The 13,335-nt window shown below is 66.0% G+C and carries 14 protein-coding genes; 5 read left to right on the plus strand and 9 right to left on the minus strand.

Features of this window, described 5'->3' with window-relative positions:
• Positions 1-10: 10 nt before the first annotated feature.
• The 7 genes from GPA27_RS16125 to GPA27_RS16155 form a co-directional block, all read right to left on the minus strand.
• Positions 11-295, minus strand: coding sequence for an STAS domain-containing protein (locus GPA27_RS16125; protein WP_169141583.1), 285 nt, complete (start codon positions 293-295; stop codon positions 11-13).
• Entirely contained in the window at positions 292-912 is a 621-nt protein-coding gene (locus tag GPA27_RS16130) for an MlaC/ttg2D family ABC transporter substrate-binding protein (RefSeq protein WP_169141626.1), read from the minus strand. Before GPA27_RS16130 ends, GPA27_RS16125 begins: the two co-directional genes overlap by 4 nt.
• A 57-nt stretch (positions 913-969) precedes the next feature.
• On the minus strand, positions 970-1,746 hold the full coding sequence (locus tag GPA27_RS16135) for an MlaA family lipoprotein (protein ID WP_169141584.1): 777 nt from the start codon (positions 1,744-1,746) through the stop codon (positions 970-972).
• A 28-nt stretch (positions 1,747-1,774) separates the two neighbouring features.
• Positions 1,775-2,248, minus strand: a complete 474-nt coding sequence (mlaD, locus tag GPA27_RS16140; RefSeq protein ID WP_169141585.1) for an outer membrane lipid asymmetry maintenance protein MlaD — start codon at positions 2,246-2,248, stop codon at positions 1,775-1,777.
• The gene (gene mlaE, locus GPA27_RS16145) at positions 2,245-3,039 is read right to left on the minus strand and encodes a lipid asymmetry maintenance ABC transporter permease subunit MlaE (protein ID WP_169141586.1); all 795 of its coding nucleotides are present in this window, start codon (positions 3,037-3,039) and stop codon (positions 2,245-2,247) included. Before mlaE ends, mlaD begins: the two co-directional genes overlap by 4 nt.
• The gene (locus GPA27_RS16150) at positions 3,036-3,854 is read right to left on the minus strand and encodes an ABC transporter ATP-binding protein (RefSeq protein WP_169141587.1); all 819 of its coding nucleotides are present in this window, start codon (positions 3,852-3,854) and stop codon (positions 3,036-3,038) included. Before GPA27_RS16150 ends, mlaE begins: the two co-directional genes overlap by 4 nt.
• A gap of 159 nt (positions 3,855-4,013) precedes the next feature.
• Positions 4,014-5,984: a monovalent cation:proton antiporter family protein gene (locus GPA27_RS16155; RefSeq protein ID WP_169141588.1), complete on the minus strand. Its 1,971-nt coding sequence runs from the start codon at positions 5,982-5,984 to the stop codon at positions 4,014-4,016.
• A 145-nt stretch (positions 5,985-6,129) separates the two neighbouring features.
• On the opposite strand from GPA27_RS16155, the gene GPA27_RS16160 reads away from it, so the two are divergent.
• The 5 genes from GPA27_RS16160 (at position 6,130) to GPA27_RS16180 (ending at position 10,005) form a co-directional block, all read left to right on the plus strand.
• Positions 6,130-7,125, plus strand: coding sequence for a KpsF/GutQ family sugar-phosphate isomerase (locus GPA27_RS16160; RefSeq protein ID WP_169141589.1), 996 nt, complete (start codon positions 6,130-6,132; stop codon positions 7,123-7,125).
• A 51-nt stretch (positions 7,126-7,176) separates the two neighbouring features.
• Positions 7,177-7,758, plus strand: a complete 582-nt coding sequence (gene lptC / locus GPA27_RS16165; RefSeq protein ID WP_169141590.1) for an LPS export ABC transporter periplasmic protein LptC — start codon at positions 7,177-7,179, stop codon at positions 7,756-7,758.
• Positions 7,755-8,303 carry a lipopolysaccharide transport periplasmic protein LptA gene (gene lptA, locus GPA27_RS16170; protein ID WP_373322767.1) on the plus strand — a complete coding sequence of 183 codons (549 nt, stop codon included), beginning with the start codon at positions 7,755-7,757 and terminating at the stop codon, positions 8,301-8,303. The genes lptC and lptA overlap by 4 nt, the downstream gene beginning before the upstream one ends.
• Positions 8,304-8,332: 29 nt before the next feature.
• Positions 8,333-9,109 carry an enoyl-CoA hydratase gene (locus GPA27_RS16175; RefSeq protein ID WP_169141591.1) on the plus strand — a complete coding sequence of 259 codons (777 nt, stop codon included), beginning with the start codon at positions 8,333-8,335 and terminating at the stop codon, positions 9,107-9,109.
• A 329-nt stretch (positions 9,110-9,438) separates the two neighbouring features.
• The gene (locus tag GPA27_RS16180) at positions 9,439-10,005 is read left to right on the plus strand and encodes a phasin family protein (RefSeq protein ID WP_169141592.1); all 567 of its coding nucleotides are present in this window, start codon (positions 9,439-9,441) and stop codon (positions 10,003-10,005) included.
• Between the two features lie 251 nt (positions 10,006-10,256).
• Here the strand turns inward: GPA27_RS16180 and GPA27_RS16185 are convergent, their stop codons facing one another.
• Both GPA27_RS16185 and GPA27_RS16190 read right to left on the minus strand, forming a co-directional pair.
• Positions 10,257-11,468, minus strand: coding sequence for a PilT/PilU family type 4a pilus ATPase (locus GPA27_RS16185; RefSeq protein ID WP_169141593.1), 1,212 nt, complete (start codon positions 11,466-11,468; stop codon positions 10,257-10,259).
• A gap of 126 nt (positions 11,469-11,594) precedes the next feature.
• Positions 11,595-13,304, minus strand: coding sequence for a sensor histidine kinase (locus GPA27_RS16190; protein ID WP_169141594.1), 1,710 nt, complete (start codon positions 13,302-13,304; stop codon positions 11,595-11,597).
• Positions 13,305-13,335 lie beyond the last annotated feature (31 nt).

Consider the following 13,335-nt stretch of genomic DNA (forward strand, 5'->3'; position numbering starts at 1 on the left):
CGGCAGCGGGTCAGGCTTCGGCGGGCAACAGCTCGTCGACACCATAGAGCGCGGCGAGGCTGCGCATCCCCGCCGGCATGCCGGCCTGGCGAACCCTGTGCCCGCTGACCCGGGCGATGCGTATCCAGTCGAACAGCAGCGCAAGGGCCGACGAATCCGCCGCGGTCACACCGGACAGGTCGACGACGAGATCCTCGGCGCGCGCCACGGCACGGCCGCGCTCGATCCATTGCGCGGCAGTCGCCATCGTCAGCTCGCCCTCGATGGCGAGGACCTTGCCCGTGTCAGCGTTCATGAATGGGCCGGCGCCGCGAGGTCGCGGTTCTTCTGCTCGAGCGAGCGGATCAGTCCATCCACGCCACCGGCGCGAATTTCCTGCGCGAAGGTGCCGCGATAGTTGGTGACGAGGCTCACGCCGGCGACGACCACATCGAAGACTTTCCAGCCCTCGGGCGTCTTTTCCAGCGTGTAGTCGATGTTAACCGGCTGCGCACCGGCCTGACGGACTTCGGTCTGCACGCGCACCGAGGTATCGGCCTCGCCGAACTTGGCGGGCTTGTAGCCGATGGTCTGGTCGCGGTACTGCGTCAGTGCGTTGGAGTAGGTGCGCACGAGCAGGGTGCGGAAGGCTTCGACGAGCTTGCCCTGCTGTTCGGGGCTGGCCTGGCGCCAGTCCTTGCCGACCGCCAGCATTGTCATGCGACGGAAGTTGAAGTGCGGCAGGACCTTCTCCTCGACCAGGTCGATCACGCGGCGCGTGTCGCCGGACTGGATCGCCTTGTCCTTGCGCACGATGGTCAGGACGTCGTCGCTGACTTCGCGCACGAGCGCATCGGGCCCCTTGAACGTGTCAGCGGCGAGCGCCGGCAGCACCGCGAACATCAGGCACAGGGAAAGCAGGAACTTCTTCATCATCACTCCTCGTGGGCACCGGCACGCATGCAGGTGTCCCAGTTGTCCGTCAGAAAGTTATTGCGCACCGGTTTCCGCGACCACATCGGCGTCATCCTGTTGCCGCCGGGCGCCGTTGAAATCGATCTCCTCGAGCGGCGGATTGCCATCGAACACGCGATAGCGGCGCTGCTGCAGATAGAAGTCGCGCGCATAGGCATACTTGTCCAGCGTGCCTTCGTCGAGCGTCTTGTCGATGCCGAGCAGGTTGGCGCGCGCATGCACCAGACGCAGCGCCGTAAGGCTGTTGCGCGTCGGGACGTCCCTGATGCCCCACACGTCGTCGCCGTACAGGTCGATCGGCAGGACCGCCGCGTCGCGCACCGTGCGCGGGCCGAAGAACGGCACGACGAAATAAGCCCCTTCGCCCACGCCCCACCAGCCCAGGGTCTGGCCGAAATCCTCGTCGTGCTTGGCCAGATCGAGTTCGCTCGCAACGTCGAAGAAGCCGAGGATGCCCACCGTCGAGTTGATCGCGAAGCGTAGCAGGTCGCTCAGGCCATCACTAAATTTGCCCTGCAACAGGTTGTTGCCGCCGATCCACACGTCGCCGACGTTGCCGAAGAAGTTGCCGACACCGGTGCGCAGCGGCAGCGGCGTGACCTTGTCGTAGGCCTTGGCAACGGGCTCGATTGCGGCCTTGTCCACCTTCTCGTTGAAGGTGAACATCGCGCGGTTGTAGCTTTCGAGCGGATCGTCCGGATTGGCGACGCGCGCCGTGCAACCGGCCAGCGCGAAACAGGCGGACACAACGGCGAGTGCCTTGACGATCTTGGGGGACGTAGTTTTTTGCATTTTGTGATTCAGATCGCGTGCGACCGGATCAGTTCGCGGGCGTCGACCCTTCGGCAGCCTTGTCGAACATGAACTGGCCGATGAGCTTCTCCAGGACAACCGCGGACTGGGTGATCTGCAGCGCGTCGCCCGTCTGCAGCATCGCCTCGTCGCCCCCCGGCTCGAGCCCGACGTACTGCTCGCCGAGCAGGCCGGAGGTCAGGATGGTCGCGATCGTGTCGCGCGGGAACTTGTAACTCGCGTCGAGCGACAGGGCGACGACGGCACGATAGGTCGTGGGATCGAAGCGGATCTCCTTGACCCGCCCCACGACCACGCCGGCGCTCTTGACCGGCGCCCTCACCTTCAGGCCGCCGATGTTGTCGAATTGCCCGTTCACGACATAGGTCTCCCCGCCGTTCGCCGCGCCCAGGTTGCCGACCTTGAATGCGAGGAATATCAGCGCGGCCATGCCGATGATGACGAAGAAACCGACCCACAGGTCGAGCGTTGTACGCCTCATGACTGCCCTCGGAACATTAGAGATGTAAGCACGAAATCGAGCGCCAGGATCGCCAGCGCGGAGGTCACGACGGTGCGGGTGATCGCACGCGACAGCCCCTCGGCGGTCGGCGTGCAGTCGTAGCCCTCGAACACGGCGATCAGCGCGACCGTGGCGCCGAACACGAAGCTCTTGATCACGCCGTTCATGATGTCGAAACGGAAGTCCACGGCCGCCTGCATCTGCGACCAGAACGCGCCGTTATCGACGCCGATGAACACCACGCCGATCAGCCAGCCGCCCAACACACCCATCGCGGAGAACAGCGCCGCCAGCAGCGGCATCGAGATCACGCCGCCCCAGAAACGCGGCGCGACGACGCGGGCGATGGGATTGACCGCCATCATGTCCATCGCGTCGAGCTGCTCGGTGGTCTTCATCAGCCCGATCTCGGCCGTCACGGCGAGGCCGGCGCGGCTGGCGAAGAGGAGTCCGGCGACGACGGGACCGAGCTCGCGCGTCAGCGACAGCGACACGAGCACGCCGAGCGCATCGCCCGAACCGTAGCGCTGCAGCGTCTCGTAGCCCTGCAGACCCAGCACCATGCCGACGAAGAGCCCTGAAACGACGATGATCAGCAGCGAGAGTACCCCGCTGAAGTAGATCTCGCGCACCGTCAGGTGGATGCGCGTCAGCGATTGCCCCGAATGGCGCAGCAGCAGCACGAAGAAGCGCGCGGCGAACCCGATGCGCCACACGCCTTCGACCGCCGCCGCGCCGAGGCGGCGAATGAAGTTCAGCAGGCCGTTCACGCGGCCCTCCCGCCAATGAGGCTCTCTTCCAGCGCTTCGGCCGGGTAGTGGAAAGGCACGGGACCATCGGGCTCGGCGTGGATGAACTGGTACACCCACGGATCCTTCGAGGCGCGCAGCTCGTCGGGCGTGCCTTCCGCGACGATGCCGCCTTCGGAGACGAAATAGATGTAATCGACGATCTGCAGCGACTCCATGATGTCGTGCGTCACCATGATCGTCGTCGCACCGAGCGCGTCGTTGAGCTTGCGGATCAGCTGGCCGATGACGCCCAGCGAGATCGGGTCGAGGCCTGCGAAGGGCTCGTCGTACATGATCAGCATCGGGTCCAGCGCGATCGCCCGCGCCAGCGCGACGCGGCGGGCCATGCCGCCCGACAGCTCCGCCGGCATGAGATCCGCCGCACCGCGCAGCCCGACCGCGTTGAGCTTCATCAGCACCATGTCGCGGATCAGGCCGAACGGCAGATCGGTGTGTTCGCGCAGCGGGAAAGCGACGTTGTCGAACACCGACATGTCGGTGAATAGCGCGCCGAACTGGAACAGCATGCCCATGCGCCGGCGCATCTCGTAGAGTTCGGCGGTGTCCAGGGACGAGACGTCGCGGCCGGCGACGTCAACGGTACCGGCCGTCGCACGCAGCTGGCCGCCGATCAGGCGCAACAGGGTGGTCTTGCCGCAACCGCTGCCACCCATGATCGCAACGACCTTGCCCCGCGGCACCTTCAGGTTGACGCCGCGCAGGATCTCGCGCTCGCCATAAGCGAAGCGGACATCTTTCAGGCTCACCAGCAGATTGTCGGTTTCGGAAACCAAGTCGACGCCCCTCGGGGATCTTCAAAACCGGTTAGTTTAGCAGACGGGCCGGAATCGGCAGCCATCGGCACCGACCGGACGCGGAACGAATACACGAACACAGTGTTGCGCTTCACTGCACATCGCGGGCGCGGACGCCGGCTGCGGAGCCGCTGCGGCTCACCGCCCCCGCAGCAACCGCCCTTCGGCCTGCTCGAGGTCGGCGGGCACGCCCATCAGGACGACGACATCGCCCGCCTGCATCAGCGTTTCCGCACTCGGCGCGAGACCGCGGATGTTGCGTCGGCGCACGGCCGACACGGTCACGCCGAACTCGTCGAGCGACATCGCCCCCAGGGTGCGACCGACCGCGTGCGCACCGGCCGGCAGCGTCACCGGATGCAGCCGCACCTGGCGCGACTCGGGACCATCCGCAGCATCGGAAGTGCCATGGAAGAAGCCGCGCATGAGCGCGTAGCGCTGGTTGCGCACGTCGCGGATGCGCCGCACGACGCGATTGAGGGGCACGCCAACGAGCGCGAGGGCGTGCGACGCAAGCATGATGCTGCCCTCGAACGCCTCCGGCACGACTTCGGCAGCGCCGCCCTGCGACAGCCGATCCATGTCCTTCTCGTCCGAGGCGCGCGTGACGACGGGCAGGTCCGGCCGCAGCGCGAGCGCGCGATGGAGCACGCGCAACGCAGCCTCGACCTCGCCGAAGGAGATCACCAGCGCGCTCGCGCGCATGATGCCGGCAGCCATCAGCGTCTCGTGGCGCGAAGCGTCGCCGTAGACCACCGTGTCGCCGGCCGCCGCTGCCTCGCGCACACGCTCGGGGTCGAGATCCAGCGCGACGTAGCTGACGTCCTCCTGCTCGAGGAAGCGCGCCATGTACTGCCCACTGCGCCCGTAGCCGCAGACGATGATGTGCTTGCTGGTATTCATCGACTGCGCCGCGACGCGCGTCAGCTCCATCGAGCGCAGCAGCCATTCGGACGCGACGAAGCGCAGCACGATCCGGTCGCTCGCCTGCACGACCAGGGGCGCGAGCAGCATCGACACGACCAGTGCGGCGACCGTGGTCTGCAGCAGCTCCGGCGCCACCAGGCCGAGACCGTCGATCTGCGACACCAGCACGAAGCCGAATTCGCCACCCGCGCACAGCCACAGGCCGGTGCGCAGCGCCGTCCCGGCGGAGGAGCCGAAGGCGCGCGAGGCCGCGAACACGATCGCGCACTTCACGACCAGCAGCGCTGCGACCATGCCCAGCACCGCGAACAGGTGGCTCGCGATCACATGGACATCGAGGAACATGCCGACCGTGACGAAGAACAGCCCCAGCAGCACGTCGCGGAAAGGCTTGATGTCCTCCTCGACCTGATAGCGGAACTCGGTCTCGGAAATCAGCATGCCGGCAAGAAAGGCACCGAGGGCGAGCGACAGACCGACCAGTTGCGAGAGCCATGCCAGCCCCAGCGTGATCAGCAGCACATTGAGCATGAAGAGTTCGCCCGAGCGGCGCCGCGCGACGATGGTGAACCACGCGCGCATCAGCCGCTGGCCGAAGCCGAGCACCAAGGTGAGCAGAACGACGGCCTTCAGGGCCGCGATCCCAAGCGTTTCCGCCAGCGCCTCGGCCGGCTGCGACAGCGCCGGGATCAGGATCAGCAGCGGCACCACGGCAATGTCCTGAAACAACAGCACACCCATGGTCTCGCGCCCGTGCTTGCTGTCGAGCTCCATCCGGTCGGAAAGGAGCTTGGACAGGATCGCGGTCGACGACATCGCCAGCGTGCCACCCAGTGCGAGGGAGGCCCCCCAGCCGAGACCGAACAGGTGCCCCACCGACATCACCAGCGCGATGCAACCGAGCACCTGGGCAGAGCCGAGCCCGAACACCGTCCGTTTCATCGCCAGCAAGCGCGGCAGCGAGAATTCGAGACCGATCGAGAACATCAGGAACACGACACCGAACTCGGCGAGATGGCTCGCACCGTCCGAGGCCGGCACCAGCTTCAGCGCGTGCGGCCCCACCGCCGCGCCGACCAGCAGATAACCGAGCACGGGCGGCAGATTCAGGCTGCGGAAGATCGCCACCGTGACGACCGCCGCGGCCAGCAGGAGGAGAACCAACTCCAGGGTATTCGGCATGGGGCTCCGCGTTGTGCATCGGGTTCGGCGGACCCCGCTTCAGGTATACTCATCCGCCTTGGTGCGCTGCAGCGTCGCCCGATTATCGACGACTCATACTGCGCAGCGCCATCTATAAAAGAAAAGTGTAACCGCTCCGAACGCCATGAACCCACCCCTGCCCAAATCCGCGCGGGACGCCGGCGCCATCTCCCTCGCGCGGCGCGTGCTGCGCATCGAGGCCGATGCTGTCATCGCCCTCGCTGACCGTCTCGGCGCCGAATTCGAGCAGGCGGTGGACCTGATCCTGCAGCGCCGCGGGCGCGTCATCGTCACCGGCATCGGCAAGTCGGGCCACATCGGCCGCAAGCTCGCGGCCACCCTCGCCAGCACCGGCACCCCGGCCTATTTCGTGCATGCGGCGGAAGCCGCGCACGGCGACCTCGGGATGATCACGCCCGAAGACATCGTGATCGCGCTGTCGAACTCGGGCGCGAGCGAGGAAGTGCTCACCATCGTGCCGCTGGTCAAGCGCCAGGGCGCAAAGCTCATCTCGATCACCGGCCGGCCGGAATCGCCGCTCGCACGCGAGGCCGACGTGCATCTCGACGCCGCCGTGGCCGAGGAAGCCTGCCCGCTGAACCTTGCCCCGACGGCGAGCACCACCGCGGCGCTCGCGCTCGGCGACGCCCTTGCGGTGGCGCTGCTCGACGCGCGCGGCTTCGGCGCGGACGATTTCGCACGCTCGCATCCGGGCGGCAGCCTGGGCCGCCGCCTGCTGACTCACGTCAGCGACGTGATGCGCCCGCGCGAGGGCGTGCCGCAGGTATCCGAAGACGCCTCGATGATGGCCGCGCTGATCGAGATGTCGCGCGGCGGCATGGGCATGACCGCCGTGGTCGGCGCCGACGGCCGCCCAATCGGCATCTTCACCGACGGCGACCTGCGCCGGGCGCTGGAACGCGGCTGCGACGCGCGCAGCGCCACGATCGCCGAGGTGATGACGCGCAACCCGCGCAGCATCGGCCCGGACGCGCTCGCCGCGGCGGCCGCGGAGGTGATGGAACGGCAACGCATCAACCAACTGCTCGTGGTGGATCATCACGGCGCCCTCGCCGGGGCGTTGACGACCCACGACCTCATGCTGGCGAAGGTGATCTGATGCGCGCCGCCCTGCCCGCCCGTACGACCTGCACCGTCTGACGCCCCAGCCGTGAAACCGTCCATCCAGCAACTCTATCCCCTCGCCGGCCTGATCATCGTGGCCGGTGCGTCGCTCTGGCTGGAGCGGGTCACCACTGACGACGAGACCCGCCCGTCGTCGCGGACGCGCCAGGAACCGGACTTCGTCGCCGAACAGACGCGCCTCATCGCCTTCGACCGCAACGGGCGCCAGCACTACGAACTGCTCGCAGACAAGATCACACACCACCCGCAGACGGATGCCACGGCGCTCGAGCGCCCCCGCCTGCGCTACGAGGTCGACGGGCGCGAACTGCACCTCAGTTCGCAACAGGGCGAAGTGCTCCGCGAGGGCGACGAGGTACGCCTGGCCGGCGACGTGCGTGCGCGGCGCGATGCGGTCGCAGGCAGCCCGGAAATGACCCTCGCGTCCGCCTCGCTCACGATCTGGCCCGAAGAGGAACGTGCCGCGACGTCCGACCCGGTCGCGATCACCCAGGGCGCGAGCACGGCCCACGCGAACGGCATGAAATCCGACAACATCTTCGGCTCGCTCGAACTCATCGGCAATGCGCGCGTGCATATCCCGCGCTCCAACCGGAACCCACCATGATGCGCACCTCCCTCCCCGCCCTGCTGGCGCTCGCTCTCGGCCTGCTGTCGCAACCCGTACTCGCCGAGCGCGCCGACCGTGACCAGCCCGTCAACATCGAGGCCAACCGCGTCACCGTCGACGACCGCAACAAGGTCCACGTCTTCGAAGGCGATGTCGTCCTGACCCAGGGCACCCTGGTGATCAAGGGCGCAAAGCTGGTCGTGACCCAAGGCCCGGACGGCTTCCAGTCGGGCGTCGCGACCGGCAGCGAGAAACGGCTCGCGAACTTCCGCCAGAAGCGCGAAGGCAGCAACGAATACGTCGAAGGCGAGGCCGAGCGTATCGAGTACGACAGCCGCGCCGAACGGGCCCGCCTGTTCAACCAGGCCCACGTGAAGTCCGGCGCCGACGAAGTGCGCGGCCACTACATCGAGTACGACTCGCTGAGCGAGAACTATCTGGTCACAAACCAGCCCGGCAAGACCGAGACGCGCGCAACCGGCGACGGGCGCGTGCGCGCGGTGATCCAGCCCAAGAATTCCGGCACCGAGAAGTCCAACTGACCGCTTCACCCTGCTACGGAGGAGACTGCATGGAGTACAGCAACATCATCGTCGAAACGCGCGGACGAGTCGGACTGATAACGCTCAATCGCCCGAAGGCGATGAACGCCCTCAACGACCAGTTGATCGATGAAGTCGGCGACGCGCTCGACGCCTTCGAGAAGGACGAGGGCATCGGCGCGATCGTCATCACCGGCTCGGAAAAGGCGTTCGCCGCAGGTGCGGACATCGGCGCGATGGCCAACTACTCGCACATGGACGCCTACAAGGGCGACTACATCACGCGCAACTGGGAGCGCCTGAAGAGCTGCCGCAAGCCGATCATCGCGGCGGTCGCCGGCTTCGCGCTGGGCGGCGGATGCGAACTGGCGATGATGTGCGACATGATCTTCGCCGCCGACACCGCGAAGTTCGGCCAGCCCGAGGTCAAGCTCGGCATCCTGCCCGGCGCCGGCGGCACGCAGCGCCTGCCGCGCGCGATCGGCAAGGCGAAGGCGATGGACATGTGCCTCACAGCACGCATGATGGACGCCGCCGAGGCCGAACGTGCCGGCCTCGTTGCGCGCATCGTTCCAGCGGACCGGCTCGTCGACGAGGCGATCGAGGCCGCCGCGGTCATCGCCGGCTTCTCGCTGCCGATCATCATAATGATCAAGGAATCGGTCAACCGCGCGTTCGAAAGCCCCCTCAGCGAGGGCCTGCTGTTCGAACGCCGCACCTTCCATTCGGCCTTCGGCCTGGAAGACCAGAAGGAAGGCATGGCCGCCTTCGTCGAGAAGCGCAAGCCGGTCTTCAAGCATCGCTGATGCTTTTTGCGTCGCCGCAATCCTGCGGCGACGCCCTCCCCCGGTAATTTTCGTGTAACCTTCGCGGCGCATGCTGCGTAGCGGCATTGATGCCAATGGCACGGAGCTGCAATATTCCGTTCGGCATTTGTTTCATAATGAAACAAATAAAAAACAGCTACATAGAACAGCCAGAGACATCCGCACGATTTGTAAAAATTTTATTGTGCGACGCACAAAACCGCTTGACACGCAGTTGCGTGCACCTATAATCGAATCCATGCTGCGACGCACCAAGCACTCCGGCCGTTGCGAAGCAAACCGAATCCAAACGTAACCTTCATCAGGAGATGAAAATGTTTGCAACTCCCGAGCAGTTCGCCGCCACCAACAAAGCCAACGTCGAGACCCTGCTGACCCTGGCCAACAACGCCTTCGCCAGCGCCGAGCGTTTCGCCGCCCTGAACCTGAACACCGCCCGTTCGATCCTCGAAGACGGCTTGGCCAACTCCAAGGCCCTTCTCGGCGCCAAGGACGCCCAGGAATTCCTGGGTCTGCAGGCCGCGCTGGTTCAGCCGCTGGTCGAGAAGGCCGTGGCCTACAACCGCAGCGTCTATGAAATCGCTTCGCAAGGTCAGGAAGAAGTCTCGAAGCTGGTCGAAGCCCAGATCGCCGAGCTGAACAAGAGCCTGGCCGCTGCCCTCGACAAGGCTGCCAAGTCGGCTCCGGCCGGTTCGGACGTCGCCGTTGCCGCCGTCAAGTCGGCCATCGCCGCCGCCAACAGCGCCTACGACAGCGTCAGCAAGGCTGCCAAGCAGGTCGCCGAGATCGCCGAAGCGAACGTCGCTGCAGCGACCAACGCCACCGTCAAGGCAGTGAGCGCCACCGCCAAGACCTCGTCGAAGAAGGCTGCCTGATCGCCGTCTGATCGAATCGACGCGCCAGCCCCGCTCGGGGCGGCGCGGCAACAAAAAGCCCCGCAGAGCGATCTGCGGGGCTTTTTGCTTTACGGCAGAAATCGTGCGGGCGGAGGTCCGTGCGGCCGCGAACCATCACGCCGACAATCCATTAGGGACAACTGTTCGCGCTGAACTCGGCGAAGGACAGTGGCAGTGCCACGGCAGGCTCAGCACAAACGGTACGGGTTGCTGGATTGACCACTCCCCGCCTAGCCGGCGACCTTGGCGCCCGGAACGGCCGCCCCCTCCGTCTCATCTTCCTCGCCCTTCTCCTCCTCGATCGACAGGCTCAGCTCCGCGGCCGCAGAGGTCTTCGGCTGGCCGCGCTCGGCCTTCAGCTTGATCTGCAGGCGCAGCTCGTTGGTCGAGTCGGCGTTGCGGATTGCCTCCTCGTAGCTGACGAATCCGGCGTCGTAGAGGTCGAACAGCGCCTGGTCGAAAGTGCACATACCCAGCTCGCGCGACTTCGCCATGATCTCCTTGATGGACTGGAACTGTCCCTTGAATATCATCTCGGCGATCGTCGGCGTGTTGAGCAGGATCTCGATCGCTGCCTTGCGCCCCTTGCCATCCTCGGTGCGGATCAGGCGCTGCGACACGATCGCGCGCAGGTTCGACGACAGATCCATGAGCAGCTGGTTGCGCCGCTCCTCGGGGAAGAAGTTCACGATCCGGTCTATCGTCTGGTTCGCGTTGTTCGCGTGCAGCGTACCCAGGCACAGGTGGCCAGTCTCGGCGAAGGCGATCGCATGCTCCATCGTCTCGCGGTCGCGGATCTCGCCGATCAGGATCACGTCGGGAGCCTGGCGCAGCGTGTTCTTCAGCGCATGCTCCCACGAATGCGTATCGACGCCGACCTCGCGGTGTGTGACGAGGCACTGCTTGTTGCGATGGACGTACTCGACCGGATCCTCGACGGTGATGATGTGGCCAGGCCCCGAGCTGTTGCGGTGATCGATCATTGCCGCGAGCGTCGTCGACTTGCCCGAACCCGTGCCGCCCACAACCAGCACGAGGCCGCGCTTGGTCAGGATGATTTCCTTGAGCACTTCCGGCAGGCCGAGCTTGGCAAGCGTGGGGATCTCGGATGCGATGGTGCGAATGACCATGCCGACGTGCTGCTGCTGGACGAAGACGTTCACGCGGAAACGGCACATTCCGGGGATGGAGATTGCGAAATTGCACTCCATCTCGGCCTCGAACTCTTGGCGCTGGCGATCGTTCATCAGGCTCAGCGCGAGCGAGCGCGTGATGTCGGGCGTCAGCCGCTGCTGGCTGAGCGCCTTCATCGTGCCATGCGCCTTCACGGTCGGAGGGAAATCCACCGAGATGAACAGGTCGGACCCGTCCATCTGGTGCATCGCGTTGAGCAGCCTGTGCATGTAGGTGCGGGCTTCTTCTATGCCCAGGACGGACGACATAAGGGATCCTTCAGGGAGCGGCCCGGCGCGAGCGTGCCAGACCGCCGGATTCAGACACGGAAAGCGGAATTTTAGGACATCCCCAGCGAAACCGGATGCAGTGCCGCGGGCCGATCGGTCCGCGGTTCAAGAGGCCGGCACGACCGGCACGTCGGCCGGCAGGGCGATCTCGTAGTACGAACGCTCGCGCGTGACCCGGCCGCCCAGGCTGCGGACACGCCGTCGCACGACGTCGAAGCGGCTGTCCTCGAAACGGACATGCTCCCTGCAGACGCCAGGATAGGCCTTGCATTCGCTGCTGATGCGGATGAGTAGCTCGGCCCCGCTCGAAATCGTCTCGACGACGATGGAGCCGCCCTTTCCGCCCGGGCCGGCCGGACATTCCGTGCACGCCTGCAGCAGATTCATCAGCACTTCGTTGAGGTAGTCGGGGATCACCGAGACCGCGGGCAGATCGGCGCCGCCCCTGAATTCGAGACGGATCGACCGGAAACGCCGGTCGAAGCCGAGGAAATCGAGGATCGACTTGACCATCACGTTGATATCGACGAGCTCGCGCGATTCGCGCCGCGCCGCGGCGAATTCCGAGATCTGGCGCGTCATCCCGGCGATGCGACGGGTCTGCTCGAGAATCAGCGCCGGCTGGCAGGTGTCGCATCCGTTGCGCTGCTTGTTCAGCTGGATCTCCTGCGCGAGCATCGAAATCGTTGCCAGCGGATTGCCGACCTCGTGTGAGACGTTTGCTGCCATCGTCGCAAGGGCGGCCATCTTCTCGTGATGCCAGCGCTCTTCGCGCTCCGCCGCGCGCTCCTGCGCCGCTGCCTGCGCGTCGATGATGCGTTGGCCGATGCGCACGATTGCCCACAGGGCGCCATAGAGCACGACCAAGGTGCCCCCGACGATCAGCAGGAAGACTTCCGAGCTGGCGCTCACCTTGTGTTCGTTCTCGGCGAGGGTCCGCTCCAGCGCTTCCTGGTTCGCATGCGCCAGTCCGCCGAGTTCGGCCGAAATCGACTGCATGCGCTCGAGAAAGGACGTGACGTCGGAGTAGATCTCGAACACGCCGACGACACGGTCGCCGCCGCGCTCGCGCACGGGAATGTAGCTCGAAATCAGATCGCGGTTCTCGACCACGCCCTCGAAGGCGCTGAAGCGCTCGCGATGGGTCATCTCGCTGGCGGGCACGCCGGCCGCCGCGTTCTTCCAGCCCTGGTTGTCCGCCTTGTCCTCGCCGATCTGTGCGTGCTCCGACGAATAGATCGTGATGCCACGCAGGTCGAAGACCTTGATCTTGAACACGCTGCTCGCCCGCATCGTCTCGTAGGCCTTGGCGTCGAGCTCGGCGAAGCCCGGCAGGGCCATGATCGTCCGGCCCAGCTCCGCAAAGCATGCGCGCCGCAGATCGGGTTCGCCCGCCGCGGGCGCGGGCAGACTGCGGCAGGGGGCGGCGGAAATGGCCTGCGCCCGTGCGGCAAAGGGCGCGATGTGGGAGTCCCACAGCACGTTGCCGACCACGCGGGTGAGCGTGACATGGCTGGCCTCGTGCAGGGAGATCAGGCTCGCGCGCGCGGCCTGGTCCTGCTTCGCGGCCAGATTCGTCTGGGCACGGGCGAAGAATTCCCCCTGTTCGCGCTGGACCTGGGCGAAAAACGTGATCTCGCCGCGTTGCAGGAAATACAGCACGATGGCGACGATCACGAACGCGGCGAGGCTCGCGAGCGTGAAATAGCGCATCAGGCGGAAATGTCCGACGGCTTCGCGCGCCTGCGGCTCCGCCGGCTGCGACGAAAGCCTGCCACGACGATCCATCATCTGCATTTCTTCCGCCCCTTCCATTCCACGCTCCGCGCCCCGAGGGGCGGCTTGC

Origin of the sequence: Aromatoleum toluolicum (assembly GCF_012911005.2) — a bacterium.
GTDB lineage: Bacteria > Pseudomonadota > Gammaproteobacteria > Burkholderiales > Rhodocyclaceae > Aromatoleum > Aromatoleum toluolicum.

What these genes read in the sequence shown, in the direction of transcription:
- GPA27_RS16125 (WP_169141583.1), bottom strand. Translation starts at nt 295, where the DNA reads ATGAACGCTGACACGGGCAAGGTCCTCGCCATCGAGGGCGAGCTGACG.
- GPA27_RS16130 (WP_169141626.1), bottom strand. Translation starts at nt 912, where the DNA reads ATGAAGAAGTTCCTGCTTTCCCTGTGCCTGATGTTCGCGGTGCTGCCG.
- GPA27_RS16135 (WP_169141584.1), bottom strand. Translation starts at nt 1,746, where the DNA reads ATGCAAAAAACTACGTCCCCCAAGATCGTCAAGGCACTCGCCGTTGTG.
- mlaD (WP_169141585.1), bottom strand. Translation starts at nt 2,248, where the DNA reads ATGAGGCGTACAACGCTCGACCTGTGGGTCGGTTTCTTCGTCATCATC.
- GPA27_RS16155 (WP_169141588.1), bottom strand. Translation starts at nt 5,984, where the DNA reads ATGCCGAATACCCTGGAGTTGGTTCTCCTCCTGCTGGCCGCGGCGGTC.
- GPA27_RS16160 (WP_169141589.1), top strand. Translation starts at nt 6,130, where the DNA reads ATGAACCCACCCCTGCCCAAATCCGCGCGGGACGCCGGCGCCATCTCC.
- lptA (WP_373322767.1), top strand. Translation starts at nt 7,755, where the DNA reads ATGATGCGCACCTCCCTCCCCGCCCTGCTGGCGCTCGCTCTCGGCCTG.
- GPA27_RS16175 (WP_169141591.1), top strand. Translation starts at nt 8,333, where the DNA reads ATGGAGTACAGCAACATCATCGTCGAAACGCGCGGACGAGTCGGACTG.
- GPA27_RS16180 (WP_169141592.1), top strand. Translation starts at nt 9,439, where the DNA reads ATGAAAATGTTTGCAACTCCCGAGCAGTTCGCCGCCACCAACAAAGCC.
- GPA27_RS16185 (WP_169141593.1), bottom strand. Translation starts at nt 11,468, where the DNA reads ATGTCGTCCGTCCTGGGCATAGAAGAAGCCCGCACCTACATGCACAGG.
- GPA27_RS16190 (WP_169141594.1), bottom strand. Translation starts at nt 13,304, where the DNA reads ATGGAAGGGGCGGAAGAAATGCAGATGATGGATCGTCGTGGCAGGCTT.